The following is a 16997-nucleotide window of genomic DNA, read 5'->3' as shown; positions in this document are numbered from 1 at the left end:
TATGTCTACCCAACAAAAAATTACAGACTCTCCGATTGATTTTGCAGAAGAAATAATCAATGATGTTAAAAACTCAAAGGATGAAGGTGTTTTAAAGTGTGTGCAGTGCGGAATGTGCACATCAACATGTCCTGCTGCAAGACATTCGGATTATAATCCTCGAGAAATCATAGAAAGGGTTCTCGATGGTGATGAAACAATTTTGGAAGATGACAATATATGGAACTGCTTTTACTGTTATACATGTCACAGCGTATGCCCTGTTGGAAACAGCGTCTGTGAAGTAAATCAGATTCTAAAACAGATTACAATTGAAAACGGAAACTGTTATGAAAAACTTTATGAATATCTGGGATTTGCAGATTCCTACTTTACAGCGGCCATCGGAGCTATTCCTGAGAGGTTTTTCCCGGACATCGACAGGGATGTTCCGGGCTGGTGGCAGTTCAGACAGAACCTTGATGAAATAAGAAATGAGCTGGAACTTGACCCTCCGCTGATGCCTTCCAAGGAAGTCATTGATGAGGTAAGTACAATACTGACAATAACTGGTTTTAAGGCAAAAATAGATAAGATAAGAGAGAGTGAGGAGGATAAACCATGAAAAACGTTCCAGATAAAGATATCCTTCTTTTCAGAAGCTGTCTTGTAAGCGTTGAATATCCTGGCGTTGAAGCATCTACAAAATTTGTTTTTGATAAACTGGGAATTGACTATGCAATATCTGAAAAACAGACCTGCTGTACAGGACTGGGACATTATTCTGATGTATTCAACCAGATTGATACCTCAGCAATCGGTGCAAGGAATTTCAGGATTGCAAAAGATATGGGAAGGCTAAATCTTGTAATGATGTGTGCAACATGCTATGCAATCAACAAGAAATCCGTAAAGCTGTTAAACAAAAAGGATGAGTTGCGAAATCACATCAATCGGCTGTTTGATGAAAATGGTCTTTCACACTTAAAATATGAAAAGGATGACCTTAAACCGACTGAAAACATATTTCATGTAGTTGATATCATCTATAATAAAAAGGATGAGATTAAAAAGCATATTAAATATGATTTAAGTGATTATACAATAGCAACCCATCACGGATGTCATTACTGTAAGGTGCATTATGAAGATACTATCGGTGGAGTAAGGGATCCCAACATTATGGATGAAATAATTGAGGAATGCGGATGCAGAACTATTGGATGGTATGATCACAAAAGAGCTACCTGCGGAACAGGATTCAGACAGCGATATTCCAATCCTGATTTGTCATTTACAGCTACAGCTGATAAGATGAATGCAATCTGTGATGAGGATGTTGATATTCTTGTTCATCTTTGTCCTAACTGTCATATTCAGTTTGACAGATATCAGCATCTGATAGCTGAAAGGGAAGGCAGAAAATTTAAGGCTATTCATTTGAACATTGCACAGTTCATTGCTCTTGCAATGGGTGGTGATTTTGATAAGGTCATCGGTGTCAAGGCACATACCGTAGCGATAGATTCAATTATAAAGGACTTGAAGGAGGTTGAAAAATGAGAGATGATTTAAAAGTTGGCGTGTTTTTATGTGAGTGCGGAGGAAATATAGCAGATATAATTGATCTGGATGAAGTAAGAGCATCCCTGGATGTTGAATTTATAGGACAGTTTGAAAATTTATGTTCACTCAACGGACGTAAGATTATCCGTGATGCAATATTTGACCATGACCTTGACAGGGTAGTTGTTGCAGCATGCTCACCAATCAGTCATGAAAAGACATTTCAGGATTATGTAAAACCTCTAAACCCCTATCTTATGGACATGGCAAATATCAGAGAACAGTGCTCATGGGTACACTCTGATAAAAAGAAAGCAACCCACAAGGCCATAACATTAATCAATGCATCAATAGAAAAGGTAAAACAGTCCGATGCGGTTGACCCTATTTACTGCCAGACTCCTGATGAAGTTGCAGTCATCGGCGGCGGAATTGCAGGAATGAATGCCGCATTATCACTTGCAAAGCAGGGAACAAAAGTAACTTTAATAGAACAGTCTCCTTCAATCGGCGGGCACATGGCAAAAATAGGTAAGGTTTTCTCACCTGTTAAAATTGCAGAAGAGTGCGGAATGTGTCTTTTAAATCCGATACTGAATGAACTTGTATGGAATGACAATATTGAGGTTTTGACAAATACCAAAGTTATAGAATCCGAAAGAAGAGCTGGAACGTACAATCTGATTTTGGAGAAATCTCCAAGATATGTTGATACAGAAAAATGTATCGCCTGCGGCAAATGTGCCGAAGTATGTGAAGTTGAAGTTCCAAATGACTGGAATGATAATCTTTCATTAAGAAAAGCGATTTACAGACCATTTGGTCAGTCATATCCAGAATCATATGTCATTGATATGGAAAACTGTACTAAATGCAGCAACTGTGTAAAGGCATGTAACATGAGAGCTATTAAACTTAGAGGAAAACCTGAAAGGATTCCTCTTCAGGTCGGTTCAATCATTGTTGCAACAGGCCATAAGCTGTTTGATATGGAAAAACGTCCGGAATATGGTTACACAAGATACGATGATGTCATAACCCAGTCTGAACTGGGACGTATAACTGGTGTAAACGGACCTACAAAAGGAAAACTTCTAAAAGCAAATGGTGAAGTTCCAAAACGTGTCGTAATGATACAGTGTGTAGGATCCCGTGATGAAAAGCCAGACGGACACAAATACTGCTCAAAAATATGCTGTACAGTAGCCCTGAAAAATGCCAACATCATAAAGCATAAATATCCCGATACTGACGTTTTAATATGTTACACTGATGTGAGAACTCCTGGAATGTTTGAAAAATACTACAAGCACACTCAGGAAAATGAAGTGAGATTCTTAAGAGGAAGACCTGGTGAAGTTGTCAGAAAAGGGGACAATTTCATTGTCAGAACAGAAGATACTCTGAAAGGTGAATTTGTTGAAATCGAAGCAGATATGGTAGTTCTTTCAACAGCAATGGAACCCTCTTCAGGTACTCGCGAAATTGCCGAAATCCTCAATATAGGAACAACAGAAGACGGTTTTATCAAGGAGTCACATCCAAAAATCAAGCCGGTAGCTACTGATGTTCAGGGAATATTTGTCTGCGGAACAGCACAGGACCCTAAAGACATCACAGACTCAATTATGCAGGCAACGGCGGCTGCATCAAAAGTATCCGAATACAATTACGGTGGTGTGGAAATTGAACCGTTCATTGCAGAAATTGACAATGAAAAATGTACGTTATGTGGTGAATGCATCAAACGCTGCAAATACAAATCAATGAGTGTTCAAAATGATGAAATCTACATTGATCCTATGAGCTGTACTGGATGCGGCAAATGTCTTGTCGGATGCAGCCAGAGAGCCATTACTGTAAACGGTAATATCGATGAAAAGATTATGGCAACAATCAACGGGGTACTGTCCAAAAAACAAAAAGGCGAACGTATGATTCTGGTATTTTTAGACAATATCGGTTATACTGCTGCTGACAATATTGGTGTTAACAGGCTTTCCTATCCTGAATCTATTCATATCATCAAAGTCATTTCAGTAAACCGTGTAAGACCAAAACACATCCGCTATGCACTTGACAACGGTGCTGACGGAGTATTCATAGGTGAGTTTCCGGGTGATTTGATGTACGATGAAGTTGAACGTAAAATTCAGGGGGTTAAAAACAGAATTGAAGAGATGGGAGAGGATCCTGAAAGGATTACATTCTCAAAAGTATATATTCCATACTTCTCAGGACTTGCCCGTAAATTAACTGACTTTGATAAAAGAATTGCAGAACTGGATGAATCGGAATAATAATTTTTTTAAATTATTTTTCTCTCATCGATTTAGCTAAATGCTTTGCTTTAATTTAATTATATATTGGTTTAAACATATAATCTATGGGTGATAATCTAGTAATTATTATTTTCTAAATCTCACTAAAACTAGTTTATTGCCTATTTTTTTTAAAAAATTTAAAATAGGGCTTTTTTATGCCCTAAAAAATAATTTTGTGAAAAGTTTGATTATTTCATGTCATTATTTAAATACTGAACGATTTTTCTGCCTTCATCGGTAATCTGATAAAGCCGTCCTTTTTTTAATTCTTCATTAAGGCAAACTACTAAATTTTCCTTTTTCAGGTCGGATAGGCCGTTAGATACTTGAGTATTTCCTAATCGAGTTTCTTTTGCAATTTCTGAAGGTAATTTTATACTGTTTTCTAAACTTTTCAGGATTTTTGTTCTTGATGTGGATACTTTAACATATCCTAGCTTATTAAAAAATACTTGTTTTTCCATACATTTATTGTTTAATTTAATTTTTAATAAAATTATGTGTCTAAAAACATTATTTAGCCTAATAATTGAAATATATTACGCAAAAATTGATAATATCTTAAAATAGATTGATTAAAGTAGAATGAAGTGTAAAAAAAGAGTAATAGCTATTGAAATTATTCAATAGCATCCATGAATCGTTTTTTGATTTCAACCGGTTCAAGGTCAATAATCGGTGCAGATGAATTTCCAGCTTCGGTTTCATAAACAATAAAACTTGCGTCATCGCTATTTATAATGTCTTTTAAATTAATATCATTAAAGTTAAAACTGTTTTTAAAACCAACGCTTTTTGCAATTTCAACCAAATCTAACTTTTGAGCGTAAGTGTCCTGATTTCCTGTTGAACCGTATGCACCATTGTCAATAACAATCCATGTTAAATTCTGCGGATTATTTGCAAAGATTGTTACAAGTGAACCCATATTCATCAAAAGAGATCCGTCTCCGTCAATAACGACAACTTTCTCGTCAGGTTTTGCCAGTGCAAGTCCGAAACCGATTGATGATGCAAGACCCATTGAACCGATCATGTAAAAGTTTTTAGGCCTGTCGTTGATTTCATAGAGTTCTCTTGAAGGAAATCCGATATTGCAGACAACAATTTCATCATCGATATATTCCATTATTTCATAAATTGCTTCAAATCTTGCCATATTATCACCAATATTTAATCTCCAGCAATATGCTGACTGGTTTTCCGTCTTCAACTGAAAGTTCCCAGGAATTTCTAACGTCCACATATGCGGCATCAGGATTTGAAGGTTTAAAAAAGTTAAAGTCCATTGCCTCTAAAATCAGTGGTGTTGACTCTCCCATAGGGATCTGTCCGCAGATGTTTTCGCCTTCTGTTCCTCTATGGCTCATTATCATAATTAATGGGAATTCATACAGTTCCATAAGTGATTTTAATGCATTAATGGAGTTTCCAAGCCCTGAATTCTGCATTAGAATTGCTGTTCTTTTGCCTCCGAGATATGCTCCGGCACATATTCCGATACCTTCTTCCTCTCTGGTTACCGGAATATGAGTTATTTCTTCGTCTTCATCAATCATATTCAGTAATTTTGATAGATTGACGCATGGAACGCTTACAATAAAGTCAATTCCTGCATCTTTAAGTCCATTATAAATAGCTTCGCTACTATCCATAGTATCACATCTTAACATATAATGTTAATATTATAAAAATGTATTTAATTTAGTTTTTTTAATTGATTTTTAGTTTATATGAATATTAATTGTATTTTTTCAGTTTAATTAATGCACATTTTTATACATTAATTTTAATTTATAGTAACCTTTTTATTTACCTTTTAACTTATATACAATCATGTTTGATAAACTACCAATTTCTTCTAAAACAGAAAAGATTTTGACCAAATCGTTAGACGAACCCATCAGTGTTGAAGAAGCAAATCATTTGATGAACATTCAAGGTTCAGATTTATATCCTCTTCTTGCAACCGCTGATTATCTTAGACAGAAAATCGTTGGGGACAAAGTAACATTCATCAACAACTGCAATATCAATTTTACAAACATATGTACCGTCAGATGCGGATTTTGTGCATTCGGAAAAGATGCAAATGATCCTGAAGCATATATTTTAAACGACGAACAGATTCTTGAAAAGGCTCAGGGAGCAGTTGATAAGGGAGCTCATGAGTTCTGCGTTATGGGAGGAGTGCTTCCGGATGCGGATATTGAATATTATGAACATCTTCTCACATTGCTTAAAGGGGAATATCCTGATGTAATGATTCACGGATTTTCACCGACAATGATTAACGACGCTTGCATTGTGTCAGGTTTGGACATTGCTGAAGGATGTGAACGTCTGAGGGATGCAGGACTGGACACACTTCCAGGAACAGCGGCTGAAATTCTTACAGACCGTTCAAGAGATCTGATCTGTCCTGAAAAGGTAAGCGTAAGTGAATGGGTTGATATAGTCAAAACAGCTCATGAAGTAGGAATTCCGGGTTCGGCAACAATAATGTACGGTCATGTGGAAACATTGGAAGAAAGAGTAGAACATATTGATATTATCAGACAAATTCAGGAAGAAACTCACGGATTTACAGAATTTATCCCTATGACATTTATGCATGAGTACTCTCCAATCTTTTTGGAAGGACAATCAGACCTTGGAGCTACAGGAACTCAGGATTTAAAGCTATATGCAGTTTCAAGACTGATGCTCAGAGACCTGATTCCAAACATCCAGGTGTCATGGGTAAAAATGGGATACAGATTTGCACAGGTTTCTTTAACTGCAGGTGCCAATGACCTTGGAGGTACTTTAGGTGGAGATGAATTGTCAGAAGCTTCAGGAGCTCCTGATGGAGTTGAAGCCTCTATTGGTACTTTAGCTCGCATGGTTGAAGATTTAGGTAGAAATCCTATTGAGAGAAATTCCAAATATACTGAGTTTTACCCAATTCAAAAAGGTATAGAAATGCCTTCAAAATAAAGTTTTTTGTGATGTTATGAGGAAATTTATTGTTATTGACGGACTGGATGGTTCTGGTAAAGATACGCAGGTTAATCTTCTTGCTGAAGCCTATAAGAAGAAAGGCCGAGATGTCATTGTCAGATCTCATCCATGCAGTGATAATAAATTCGGCAGAAAATCAAAACAGGCACTTCTAAAAACTGGAAAATTTAATAAAATTAAAGCTACTGTTTATTTTGGACTCGATGCAATTCGCTCAGTTCAAATGTATTATTATAACAAGGACGTTGATGTGGTGATATTTTCAAGATACATTTTAGCCGTAATGTATCTTCCGGAAGTTATAAACACTATCGTATATAAGATTGTGGCTTTTGTTCTTCCAACCTCAGACTGCATGTTCTTTTTGGACATTACTCCTGAAGAGTCCCTAAGACGTATAGGTGCACGTAATGAAGAAACTGAAATGTTTGAAAATATAGATTCACTAAGGGAAAACCGTCAGAAATCACAGAAGTTCACATATAACTGGAACGTTGTTCCTGCTGACGATGCTCCTGAAGTGATTTCCGAAAAAATCATTACCAAATGCTTCCAGACTGATTAAAACTATAATATTTCTTTTATGCCGTCACTGGTAATTATCATCATTGAATTAAGATTTTCAAGGACAACTGAAACTATTGGATGAGTCTGAATGTCCTTGTGCATGAAAATAAGTTCCTTATCAACAATATCAATCCAGTTGACATGATAGACAACAATTCCGTTAACGATAAGTCCCAGATATTCAGGTACAAATCTGTTTTCATTTATCTCTTCAAAATATTCGTTTTTTCTTAAAATTTCTCTTAAAACCTTATCCATGTTATACACCTTTTCTTTCATAAACAAATTTAGGAACTGCTTTGTCAAAGGGATCGAATGTTTCCCTGTTTTTAACTTCCATACATTTCATGCTGACTTTTGAGTGAAGTGATGAAGGAAGCCTTAAAATCCTTTTCAAATCTATAGATACTTTAGCGTCAATTGTTGAAAGATTGACACGAGCCATAGCTTCAACGAAGTTTTTATATCTTCTTGGACCTATATCTCTTTTGAACAGTCCCCAGTTATCCTCTTCAAGGTGGTATCTTGATGCCATGATGTCTTTCATCAGTTTGGGATTGATTCCGTCCAGTTTTTCATTGCCGACCAGATGCTGAACGTTGAACTTTACCTTATCTGTAAATATCTTGGAATAGCCTATAGGAATTGAGAAATGCTCGAAGTTAAAGCTCTTGTTTGAAATTTCGGAGTTGATGAACTGGGACTTTGGAACTTCAGCGCCTGCAACATATTTGAGGACTTCTGAGCGAAGTTCACTGTTTGCAAGCATCATCTCGTCATCTAAAATTCTGATGTGGTATCCTCTTCCGGAATATATCAGATGAATGTTTTTTAAATCCAGGTCACTTTCCAGTGTGTCAATAAGGGAGTTTACTATTTCTAAAGCTTCACCGAGGCAGGTTTCACAGACTCCGTCGCACTGGCATGACCTGATTGGGATGTCTTTTGCATCAACATCGAAAATGTATTCGGCCTTAAGCCAGTCTTCCCTTCTTCTTGGATTGTTGTAGAAAGCTACAGAGATATATGCTGCAAAGGGCGCTTTATATCTGAGGAATTTTCTTAAAGATTCTGTTCCTCTGAACACCTTGTATCTGTCGTTAGGACCTCTTCCGTTATGGTCAAAACCGAACTCCCTTTTTTTAATGTCTTTGGCAATGAATTCCGGCAAGTCTGAAGGGTCCCATTCTTCACGATAATACTGCCTTCGCTCTTTAATTGTAGCTTTAGAAAACATGATTAATAGTTTATTTTTAAAGTATATATTATTTGGCTAAGTGTGATTTTGCACACTTTTATTAGTTATGTTTTATAATATAATCATATGGAAGAATTTGTTGAAGTTATAGGTGTTGAACATTTAAAAACAGTTTTATCATCCCTGACTCCGGAAGAAATTGTAAAGCCTGCTTATGACAACTGGATGCCCGGCATCAAAACAGGTCATACTATTGTTAATCTTGAAACAGGTAACGTTTACGGTATTGGAGTGGATTTGAATGAGCTTCATCTTGTAACTGAAATGTATATTGAACTGTTTACAATCAAGTCCAGCGAATATCCGATTGATGAGCGGGAGCTTTTTTCATCTCATGAATATGAGGAGTTTCTTGAGTTCAGCAGCGATGATCCCTGTGAATATATTCCTGATATTATATCTGATTTTTGTGATATGAAAGGAATTGACGAGCATGAACGTAAAATCGGTCTTTTAGCCTATAATTTTGAAAAAAATGAGCAGGCTAACTATAACATGTGGGAATCTAAAATATTAAACAAGTATTATGATGCTATTCTTGAAGACCACAATCCCTTTAAGTTTTCACACTCAAGCATCTGATTAATTTGATTTTTTAAGTTTAATTTTAGTTGCTTTAAAAGTTCACAGACTCTTTTTTTTTAAAATTATTCTCTTTTTAAGCTTTTTTCAATATAAAACAATATGATTATATATTTTTTAAAATAAAATAGACAATATTATTGATTCTGAAAAATTATTTTCAGTGTTTATTTTTCTTTGATGGGCAAGCTTTTTGAAAATTCTAATGATTATTTGCCACGACATCCTTCCAAAACTATAATTAAATACTTAAAATTAGATGTCAATCAATAATTGTGAATAAATGTTTCATAATTATTGCACTCATACCTTAAACTATCATGATTTTAGTGGCTATGATGATTTATTTGGCATGGTTTTTACATCATGCACGCCGGTGAAATTGAAGCCGAAATTCTAAAATTGATAGGAACTGTAAAAATTATTCTTCTTTAGGGGCTTCCTTATCCAGCTGGAATTTCTTACGTCCATAACATGACAGAGGATTGTTAATTCCTTTGCATGACTTGTCCGGATGGCACAGCTGAGGAAGGTGTATCTTAATTTTCTCACAGCTCATTGGAGTATACCATTTGGTTTCTCCTTCGTGGTTGATGTCTACACGGTCATGCATTCCGAATCCCAGTTTTGATATGATATTGATTTTTTCCTGCGGCTGATCTTCAAATAAAGGTGGTGTACAGTTGTCTGCAGCATCAAAAATCAATGGTAAAATCTCATTTTCGGTAATGCTTAAATCGGGATCCATATCAGATACCTTAACACTTTCATCTGATGCGAAAATTCTCGGATATAGTCTTGCATATGATGCAAAGGATGTTAAAAGGAGCACAATCGCATCATTACGGCCTCCTGAAGATACTCCGTCAACAGTTGCCTGAATACATGGTGGAAATGCGTCAGGATTCAGTTTTCCAGCCTGAACAGTTCCGTAGATTCCTCCGCTTCCTGCATAATACTGGTTGTATTTGCTGATTTCTTCAGGTATGAAGTCTTTGAGCTGCTCTCCAATTTCAATGATTGCAGGGTGAATTTCTATTCTTGCAGACATTTCCTTGATTCTTGCAATGTATTCTTCTGTTTTCTGCATAATCAGCCTTGAGAGAATCTGTTCTTTAACACTGTCTCCAATAAGTATGGAATACATTCTGTCGGGGCTTCTGTCTGTAAACTTGTCGCTGAAACGTTCGAGAAAGTCATCCTGCTGGAGAATTATTTCACCGTTGTCAATAAGAAGATCTGTTAATTTGAGTTTTTTTGTTGAAACTACGTCCCTTAGGGATTTCCAGTTGATTGACCCGTCAACTTTTACTTCATCCAAAACCTCATCAATGATTTCCGCTCTTGACATTGGAGGTATTTTTGCAAGTCTTTCTAAAATCAGTGTCCCTTGGGATTCAACAAAAAGCCTTGTTTCACGTGAACCTGTATTGAACTGTATAGCTATTGCCTGGCACAGGATATGGAATATAACAACGTCCTGCATAAACAAATCTGAATTGGTTAGAAATTCAAATTCTGCCTGTGTGTAATTTTTGTTGTTCTTTTTTTCAATAGCCCACTGCATGCGCTTTATAGCATAATCTGCATATGATTTTGGAATCAGGGAATCGTCAGAAATTCTCTGGTTTGTGGTGTGGATAATGGTATCTATCAGTGATTCGTCTTCTTCAAAAATCTGGTTTAAATCACCGTATTGTCTAACAATTTGTCTTCCCTCATTTGACAATGGGTTGATATATGAAACTTCAGCCATGATTTTAACTTTTTATTTCATCTATTAAATAGCTAACTCATTTTAAAAAGCAATATTGTTTTCTGTTTGAAAATTCGGCTTGTTTTCCATTATTTTTAAAAAGTTCATTTCATGAGCATATAACACTGTTAAAAATAATACTTTATTATATATAAATGACATAATTATATCATGTTTAAAATAATTAAGGAGAAAAGTTAAATGTCAAAAATTTTTATTTCATGTGCACTTCCTTATGCAAATGGTCCATGTCATTTAGGCCATATCCGTTCTACATATTTGCCTGCAGACATCTATGCAAGATACAACAGGATGATTGGAAATGACGTGCTGATGGTTTGTGCTACTGATGAACATGGAACTCCAATTGCAGTTAAGGCAGATAAAGAGAATAAAAAACCTATTGAAATTTCCAAAAGATATCATGACATGATTGTCAGCGATGTAGAATCAATGAACATTTCTTTAGATAATTTTACAAGAACTACAGATGAAGCTCACTATGAAATTGCTAAAAATTTCTTTAAAAAATTATACGATGACGGATATATCTACAGGGAGGATATACAGCAGCTGTACTGTCCGAACTGTAACAAATTCCTTCCGGACAGATATGTTGAAGGATTATGTCCTGTATGCGGTTCAGAAGCTCGCGGAGACCACTGTGAAAAATGCGGTAAAGCTCTAAACCCGACTGAACTTGACGAACCTCACTGTATTACATGTGGAACAACACCTGTCATCAGGGATACATTCCAGTATGCATTCAAGCTGTCCGAACTGGAGGATGAGTTAAAAGAATACATCAACAATAATGAAAATCTTCCGGCAAACGTTAAAAACTATGCGTCAAACTGGCTTGAAGAAGGATTAACCGACTGGATTTTAACTCGTGATATGGATTGGGGTATTCCGGTACCTCTTGATGAAGCAAAAGGTAAAGTATTATACGTCTGGATTGAAGCATTCCTGGGTTACATCTCATCAGCATCACAATGGTCACACGTATCCGGCAGGAAATGGGAAGAATACTGGAATGACTATGTCGTTCACTTTATCGGTAAGGACATCATCTACCACCACTCAATATTCTGGCCGGGACTTTTAAAAGCATACGGATGCAAACTGCCTGACATGATTTATGCAGGTGAATTTTTATCCCTTGAAGGAGAAAAGATGTCAACAAGTAAAAACTGGGTCATATGGATAGCTGATTTTGTAAAAGACTATGAACCTGATTTGCTCAGATACTACCTGACAATTAACGCTCCTCTAAACAAGGATTCAGACTTTTCATGGGATGACTTCCAGAGAAGAAACAACGACGAACTGGCAGATGTTATCGGAAACTTCCTTCACAGGACATTTGTTTTCACCAAAAAACAGTTTGAAAGCAAAATCCCTGAATACACAAATCCTACTGAAGAGGATGAAGAGTTCAGAGCTGCTATTGAAGAGCTGCCTGACAAAGCCGGTGAATACATAGCAAACTATGAATTCAGAGAAGCACTCCTTGAAATATTTAAAGTAGCTAAAAAAGGAAACAAATATTTCAACGATGCAGAACCATGGAAAGCCGTAAAAGAAGACAAAGTAAAAGCGGCAAACTGTTTATACTTATCCAATCAGCTGGCAAAAACTCTGGCCTACATGCTCAAACCTTTCCTTCCAACAAAAGCGGACAAGATTGCTGAGATTATGAATCTCGGCACTTTGGACAACTGGGAGGATGCTAAAATTCCATTGCCGACCGGTCATGAAATAAACAAAGCCAAACCATTATTCAAAAAGATTGAAGATAAAGAAATTGAAGCCCAAAAGGCTAAACTTAAGGAAAACTTAAAAGAAAATGAGGATGAAACTATGAGTGATTTAGTAACTATTGATCAATTTGATGAATTCGTAATAAAAATAGGTGAAGTTAAAGAAGCGGAAAAAATCGAAAAATCCGACAAATTATTAAAATTGCAGGTGGATTTAGGTGAAGAAAAACCTAGACAAATCGTTGCAGGACTTGCAAAATTCTATGATGCAGAAGAACTCATCGGAAGAAAAGTATGTGTAGTCGCTAACCTCCAGCCTGCAAAACTCTTCGGAACATTATCTGAAGGTATGATTTTAGCAACTGGAGCTTCCGGAGCACTTCTCACACCTGATGAAAACGCTGAAGTCGGTGAAAGAATACAATAAAATTGATTTAAATGGAAGAATCTGTCCTGGTAAATAAAGCCGAGAACTATCTGAAAGAAATTGCAAATGATTCAATCATCTTAAATGATATTGAAGATTTTGACAATTTCAAAAGTCTTTACTTTAAGCTAGTCGACAGATTAAACTATTTGCAAAACCTTAAAGACGATATGGATGCACAGGGATACACCACTCCCTTTACATCACTTTCAAGATACGGAACAAAATCAGTTTCCGAAGTGTCTCTTGAAGAGGTTGGTGAAAACAGCCGTCACAACCAGATATTCAGAATGAAAGCCAACTCAAAAAAGAACATTCTGGATAGGGTCAAATCAGCTATTGATTCACATAAAATTGCAATCGGAAACCTTGAGCAGTTCGGATATGTAAAATGCAACAACTGCTACAAGAAATATTCAATTGACGAATACGGTCAGATTGACGGAAAATGTACCTGTTCATCTCAGGGATTTACATTTAAAGTCAACAAGGAAGCCACTCACCGCCTGCAGATTATACCTTATCTGCCGTTATCCGGAAATTATATGGTTTTGATGAGTGAACTGTCATCATACGGCAGAGAATCTTTTAAACAGGTTCTGAATTTACTTAAACAGGAACGTAAAGGTGTTGTTAAGACAATTTCTCTGGTCATAAGATTCAGGGACAAAAACAATCGTTTAATTAGAAAAAACGTTTCTCTTGGTTCTGATTATGTCAACAATTACGAAGAGGAAGTTAGACGTCAGTACGGCAGAAACGTTAGGATTGAAACCCTGAGATTCCACAGAACAAAACCTGCAATCATAGATGACAAGCATGCAAGAACCGCACTGGCGCTGGCATATGTCAAATACGCCGAATCAATAATCGGCGAAATTAAAGATGATATCCTTAAAAGAAGACTTACAGATTTTAAACGTATGAACAGATACTTTGAAATTATTGCAGAATATGAAAACCAGACACCTGATTTTATTGATAAATACGACCAAAATGCAATTGAGGAATGGAGACAGTCACAGATTCAAAAGGAATTCCAAAAATTGAACTATGTCGACAGATTCGGTAATATCAAAAGGTCATTAAGCCGTGACTTGAAAATACGGGAGTCAATTTTTAAGAATGCCTTTAAAAATATTGCCTCAGCAATAATAATGTGGGATATCTTCAGGTATTATATGACAACATCCAATAATTCCCGTAAAATCGTTCTTGGACCCTTCCCGTATATTCGTGTTGAACTTGACCGTGAACAGAGAAAGGTTTTCCAGACAACCTACACCAAGGTAATTGAAACCTTAAATAATTTTACAGATATTAAAATCATCCCAGTACATGAAATGGATCTGCTGCTGTATGAAAAGTTCAAGTTTGAAAAGCAGTCAAGAAATTCCAATATCAAATTCAATCAGGTTGCTTTAGGGGCTGCGCTGGTTCATCAGAACTCAGACATTGAACTTGAAGAAATAAGCAATGCATTCAATGTAAATGAATCCAAAATCAAAAAGGAAATCAAACACATTGACCAGATTAGAAATCCGAAAAGCGACAAATCCAAAAAATTCCTTGATTTAATCAAAAAATAGTGATTATATGGATGAAGACGTAACTACAATTCATATAACTAAGGCTCTCTCATCTTCAATGATTGTGGAGCTGATAGAAGAATTTCCCAATTTAAGTGAGATAACCTGTTCGCCAAGTGTCTATAAAAGAACTTCACAGACATATATTGATGCGTTAAGCCAGCTTGATATTGAAGTTGTTAAAAAATACAACTGGGGAGCAAAATCCAAAAGCAATGGTGCTGAATTTGAAGTTCTTGAATTGTCAAATCAGGGATTTAAACCTAAAGAGATAGCTGAAAGATTGGATATTACTCTCAACCGTGTTTACTATTTGCTTAAAAAAAGCAAAGCTAATTTTGATAACAGAAAACGTAAAAATAATCATGATGAGGTTAAAAGCCTTAAAGAAGAAGGATTATCTGCAAAAGAAATTTCTAAAAAGCTGGATATTCCGTTAAGAAGTGTTTATTATATTTTAAATAAAAAATAATAATTATTTAATTGATATTTTTAAAAAAAGAAAATTTAGCAATCAAAAGATTGCTTATTCATGTTTCTATTCCAAATATAATCTTATACCTTGAACGATTAAAGCTACTCCGATAAGAATTGCAGCGAATATTGGCTGGTCGAGTGATAATCCTCCAAGAGCAAATGAGATTATACCTAAGATTATCATCAATACTGAAAAGATTTTAGATACTTGTGTTCCTGAAAGAAGACCAAGAATACCTGCTATAATCATTAGAATACCAATGATATAGAATTGTAATCCTAAAAGGAATGACACTGCAGAAAAGTTAAATGTGAACAATAACCCGAATATGATGGCCAGAATTCCAATAATGATATTGAATGCTGAAAATCCGCCCAGTATGAATGATATACCTAAGAATATTAAGCTTACTCCGATAAGAACTGAAAGTGTTACAGAACTAATTGTCGGGAATATAATAAAAATTAACCCTAAGAGTACTGACAATATTCCGGATACCTGATTTCTTTCCATGTTTTACCTCCCATAAAATTGTTATATTCCCTTTTTCAAGGCAATACTTAAAAATTCAAAAAGCAAACTGCTTTTATTATTTTTAATTATCTATTTAAAAGTATTTAATTATTAGTGTTATTGTTCAAGATATTTTAGTTGATTTTTTCATTGTATGGACTCAAAATTTAATTTGGATTGTCAAAATTGTATTTAAATTTAAATTAACCAAGAAAATTAGTTCAGTGTTTTATATTTTTAATTTTTTCTGCAAAAGTTGTATAAAAAATTACAGGCATATATTTTTTTAACTGAAATTATATGATTGCGTTCATATTTAAAATAATAAATAAAAAATTTCATGGTAAAATCTAAATTTTCTATGATGCATGTAATAATAATTATATACTGAAAAAAGATAAATAATAATTAAGAAGCATTTTGCTTTTTGGATTTTTATATTTTTCACTTGGATAGTGAACAAAACAATTTATGGGAGGAAAAAAACATGGAAAGAAATCAAGCTTCAGGAATATTAGCCATTATTTTAGGATTAATCTTTATAATTTGTCCTATTTTTAGTTCAGTAGCATTGACTGTTCTTATTGGATTAAGTTTAGTATTCCTTGGTATAGTATTGATATTAAGCGGATTTACAGCATTCAATATTATTATTGGTATTCTGGCTATTATAGTTGGGTTTGCATTTACATTTAATATTGCGGCATTGGCAATTCTGTTTTCACTGCAGTTCTATGTCATTGGTATCCTAATGATTTTAGCAGGTATTACTGGTCTTTTCTCAGGTCCGCAAATGTCAAAAATCGCTTCTATCTTGATAATAATATTCGGTATTATTTCATTTGTTCTTGGAGGACTTTCAATCGATCAGCCTTTATTCGCTCCAATCCTTATAGGAGTAAGCTTAATCGTTAAAGGTGTAAGTTTATATCTTGAATAGAAGTCAATAAGCAATCTTTCCGATTGCTTTTATTTTTTTATTTTTAAAAATTTATCTATATACGTAGCTATACTTTTTTTTCTTTTTTTTTAACTGTCTGTAATTAAATTAATTGCAGATATTATAAAATGATGGTTTCCGGTCATTCATGTTATATTAATTATGTTTTGCTTAAAATATAATGTTTTAATCTCTAATGCTTTTTACAGATTAGTGGAAAATTAGTAAAAAATTCAAAAAAAAGAAAGTAAA

17 protein-coding genes are annotated in these 16997 nt (G+C 35.0%); 10 read left to right on the top strand and 7 right to left on the bottom strand.

What is annotated here, in order from left to right; translation table 11 throughout:
* The first annotated feature begins 1 nt into the window (after window position 1).
* The 3 genes from hdrC to hdrA are packed head-to-tail and all read left to right on the top strand — an operon-like array spanning window position 2 to window position 3845.
* Window positions 2-604 carry a ferredoxin:CoB-CoM heterodisulfide reductase subunit HdrC gene (hdrC, locus tag QZN33_RS04025; protein WP_296789665.1) on the top strand — a complete coding sequence of 201 codons (603 nt, stop codon included), beginning with the start codon at window positions 2-4 and terminating at the stop codon, window positions 602-604.
* Window positions 601-1542, top strand: a complete 942-nt coding sequence (hdrB, locus tag QZN33_RS04020) for a ferredoxin:CoB-CoM heterodisulfide reductase subunit HdrB (RefSeq protein ID WP_296789664.1) — start codon at window positions 601-603, stop codon at window positions 1540-1542. Before hdrC ends, hdrB begins: the two co-directional genes overlap by 4 nt.
* Window positions 1539-3845, top strand: coding sequence for a ferredoxin:CoB-CoM heterodisulfide reductase subunit HdrA (hdrA, locus tag QZN33_RS04015; RefSeq protein ID WP_296789663.1), 2307 nt, complete (start codon window positions 1539-1541; stop codon window positions 3843-3845). The genes hdrB and hdrA overlap by 4 nt, the downstream gene beginning before the upstream one ends.
* Window positions 3846-4057: 212 nt before the next feature.
* On the opposite strand, the gene QZN33_RS04010 is transcribed toward hdrA, so the two are convergent.
* The 3 genes from QZN33_RS04010 to comD form a co-directional block, all read right to left on the bottom strand.
* On the bottom strand, window positions 4058-4333 hold the full coding sequence (locus QZN33_RS04010) for an ArsR family transcriptional regulator (RefSeq protein WP_296789662.1): 276 nt from the start codon (window positions 4331-4333) through the stop codon (window positions 4058-4060).
* Window positions 4334-4488: 155 nt separating this feature from the next.
* Window positions 4489-5028: a sulfopyruvate decarboxylase subunit beta gene (gene comE, locus QZN33_RS04005; protein ID WP_296789661.1), complete on the bottom strand. Its 540-nt coding sequence runs from the start codon at window positions 5026-5028 to the stop codon at window positions 4489-4491.
* A 4-nt stretch (window positions 5029-5032) separates the two neighbouring features.
* Window positions 5033-5524 (bottom strand): sulfopyruvate decarboxylase subunit alpha, encoded by a 492-nt coding sequence (gene comD / locus QZN33_RS04000; protein WP_394347043.1) that lies wholly within the window; start codon window positions 5522-5524, stop codon window positions 5033-5035.
* Window positions 5525-5705: 181 nt separating this feature from the next.
* Here comD and cofH point away from each other — a divergent pair, with 181 nt between their 5' ends.
* Window positions 5706-6848 (top strand): 5-amino-6-(D-ribitylamino)uracil--L-tyrosine 4-hydroxyphenyl transferase CofH, encoded by a 1143-nt coding sequence (gene cofH, locus QZN33_RS03995; RefSeq protein WP_296789659.1) that lies wholly within the window; start codon window positions 5706-5708, stop codon window positions 6846-6848.
* A 16-nt stretch (window positions 6849-6864) separates the two neighbouring features.
* Complete coding sequence (locus QZN33_RS03990) at window positions 6865-7437, top strand: thymidylate kinase (RefSeq protein WP_296789658.1); 573 nt, start codon at window positions 6865-6867, stop codon at window positions 7435-7437.
* Window positions 7438-7439: 2 nt separating this feature from the next.
* Here QZN33_RS03990 and QZN33_RS03985 read toward each other — a convergent pair whose 3' ends face one another.
* Window positions 7440-7697, bottom strand: a complete 258-nt coding sequence (locus QZN33_RS03985) for a hypothetical protein (RefSeq protein WP_296789657.1) — start codon at window positions 7695-7697, stop codon at window positions 7440-7442.
* Window position 7698: 1 nt separating this feature from the next.
* Complete coding sequence (gene priS, locus QZN33_RS03980; RefSeq protein WP_296789656.1) at window positions 7699-8676, bottom strand: DNA primase catalytic subunit PriS; 978 nt, start codon at window positions 8674-8676, stop codon at window positions 7699-7701.
* 87 nt (window positions 8677-8763) lie between these two features.
* On the opposite strand from priS, the gene QZN33_RS03975 reads away from it, so the two are divergent.
* Complete coding sequence (locus tag QZN33_RS03975; protein WP_296789655.1) at window positions 8764-9279, top strand: hypothetical protein; 516 nt, start codon at window positions 8764-8766, stop codon at window positions 9277-9279.
* 421 nt (window positions 9280-9700) lie between these two features.
* On the opposite strand, the gene priL is transcribed toward QZN33_RS03975, so the two are convergent.
* A complete protein-coding gene (priL, locus tag QZN33_RS03970) occupies window positions 9701-11035 on the bottom strand; it encodes a DNA primase large subunit PriL (protein WP_296789654.1) in 1335 nt (444 codons plus the stop codon).
* A gap of 201 nt (window positions 11036-11236) precedes the next feature.
* Between priL and metG the strand changes: the two genes are divergently transcribed.
* The 3 genes from metG to QZN33_RS03955 are packed head-to-tail and all read left to right on the top strand — an operon-like array spanning window position 11237 to window position 15286.
* The gene (gene metG, locus QZN33_RS03965; RefSeq protein WP_296789653.1) at window positions 11237-13225 is read left to right on the top strand and encodes a methionine--tRNA ligase; all 1989 of its coding nucleotides are present in this window, start codon (window positions 11237-11239) and stop codon (window positions 13223-13225) included.
* Between the two features lie 11 nt (window positions 13226-13236).
* Window positions 13237-14814, top strand: a complete 1578-nt coding sequence (locus QZN33_RS03960) for a DUF530 domain-containing protein (protein ID WP_296789652.1) — start codon at window positions 13237-13239, stop codon at window positions 14812-14814.
* Between the two features lie 7 nt (window positions 14815-14821).
* Entirely contained in the window at window positions 14822-15286 is a 465-nt protein-coding gene (locus tag QZN33_RS03955; protein WP_296789651.1) for a hypothetical protein, read from the top strand.
* Window positions 15287-15352: 66 nt separating this feature from the next.
* Here the strand turns inward: QZN33_RS03955 and QZN33_RS03950 are convergent, their stop codons facing one another.
* On the bottom strand, window positions 15353-15805 hold the full coding sequence (locus QZN33_RS03950; RefSeq protein WP_296789650.1) for a DUF308 domain-containing protein: 453 nt from the start codon (window positions 15803-15805) through the stop codon (window positions 15353-15355).
* A 487-nt stretch (window positions 15806-16292) separates the two neighbouring features.
* On the opposite strand from QZN33_RS03950, the gene QZN33_RS03945 reads away from it, so the two are divergent.
* Complete coding sequence (locus QZN33_RS03945) at window positions 16293-16745, top strand: DUF308 domain-containing protein (protein ID WP_296789649.1); 453 nt, start codon at window positions 16293-16295, stop codon at window positions 16743-16745.
* Window positions 16746-16997 lie beyond the last annotated feature (252 nt).

The sequence above is a fragment of the uncultured Methanobrevibacter sp. genome, from assembly GCF_900314615.1.
In the GTDB taxonomy this organism is placed as follows: Archaea; Methanobacteriota; Methanobacteria; order Methanobacteriales; family Methanobacteriaceae; genus Methanocatella.
This window is presented reverse-complemented; position numbering and strand designations above follow the sequence as displayed.

Bases quoted from the DNA above. Each gene is read 5' to 3' on its own strand.
- hdrC (WP_296789665.1), top strand. From the start codon at position 2: ATGTCTACCCAACAAAAAATTACAGACTCTCCGATTGATTTTGCAGAA.
- hdrB (WP_296789664.1), top strand. From the start codon at position 601: ATGAAAAACGTTCCAGATAAAGATATCCTTCTTTTCAGAAGCTGTCTT.
- hdrA (WP_296789663.1), top strand. From the start codon at position 1,539: ATGAGAGATGATTTAAAAGTTGGCGTGTTTTTATGTGAGTGCGGAGGA.
- QZN33_RS04010 (WP_296789662.1), bottom strand. From the start codon at position 4,333: ATGGAAAAACAAGTATTTTTTAATAAGCTAGGATATGTTAAAGTATCC.
- comE (WP_296789661.1), bottom strand. From the start codon at position 5,028: ATGGCAAGATTTGAAGCAATTTATGAAATAATGGAATATATCGATGAT.
- comD (WP_394347043.1), bottom strand. From the start codon at position 5,524: ATGGATAGTAGCGAAGCTATTTATAATGGACTTAAAGATGCAGGAATT.
- cofH (WP_296789659.1), top strand. From the start codon at position 5,706: ATGTTTGATAAACTACCAATTTCTTCTAAAACAGAAAAGATTTTGACC.
- QZN33_RS03990 (WP_296789658.1), top strand. From the start codon at position 6,865: ATGAGGAAATTTATTGTTATTGACGGACTGGATGGTTCTGGTAAAGAT.
- QZN33_RS03985 (WP_296789657.1), bottom strand. From the start codon at position 7,697: ATGGATAAGGTTTTAAGAGAAATTTTAAGAAAAAACGAATATTTTGAA.
- priS (WP_296789656.1), bottom strand. From the start codon at position 8,676: ATGTTTTCTAAAGCTACAATTAAAGAGCGAAGGCAGTATTATCGTGAA.
- QZN33_RS03975 (WP_296789655.1), top strand. From the start codon at position 8,764: ATGGAAGAATTTGTTGAAGTTATAGGTGTTGAACATTTAAAAACAGTT.
- priL (WP_296789654.1), bottom strand. From the start codon at position 11,035: ATGGCTGAAGTTTCATATATCAACCCATTGTCAAATGAGGGAAGACAA.
- metG (WP_296789653.1), top strand. From the start codon at position 11,237: ATGTCAAAAATTTTTATTTCATGTGCACTTCCTTATGCAAATGGTCCA.
- QZN33_RS03960 (WP_296789652.1), top strand. From the start codon at position 13,237: ATGGAAGAATCTGTCCTGGTAAATAAAGCCGAGAACTATCTGAAAGAA.
- QZN33_RS03955 (WP_296789651.1), top strand. From the start codon at position 14,822: ATGGATGAAGACGTAACTACAATTCATATAACTAAGGCTCTCTCATCT.
- QZN33_RS03950 (WP_296789650.1), bottom strand. From the start codon at position 15,805: ATGGAAAGAAATCAGGTATCCGGAATATTGTCAGTACTCTTAGGGTTA.
- QZN33_RS03945 (WP_296789649.1), top strand. From the start codon at position 16,293: ATGGAAAGAAATCAAGCTTCAGGAATATTAGCCATTATTTTAGGATTA.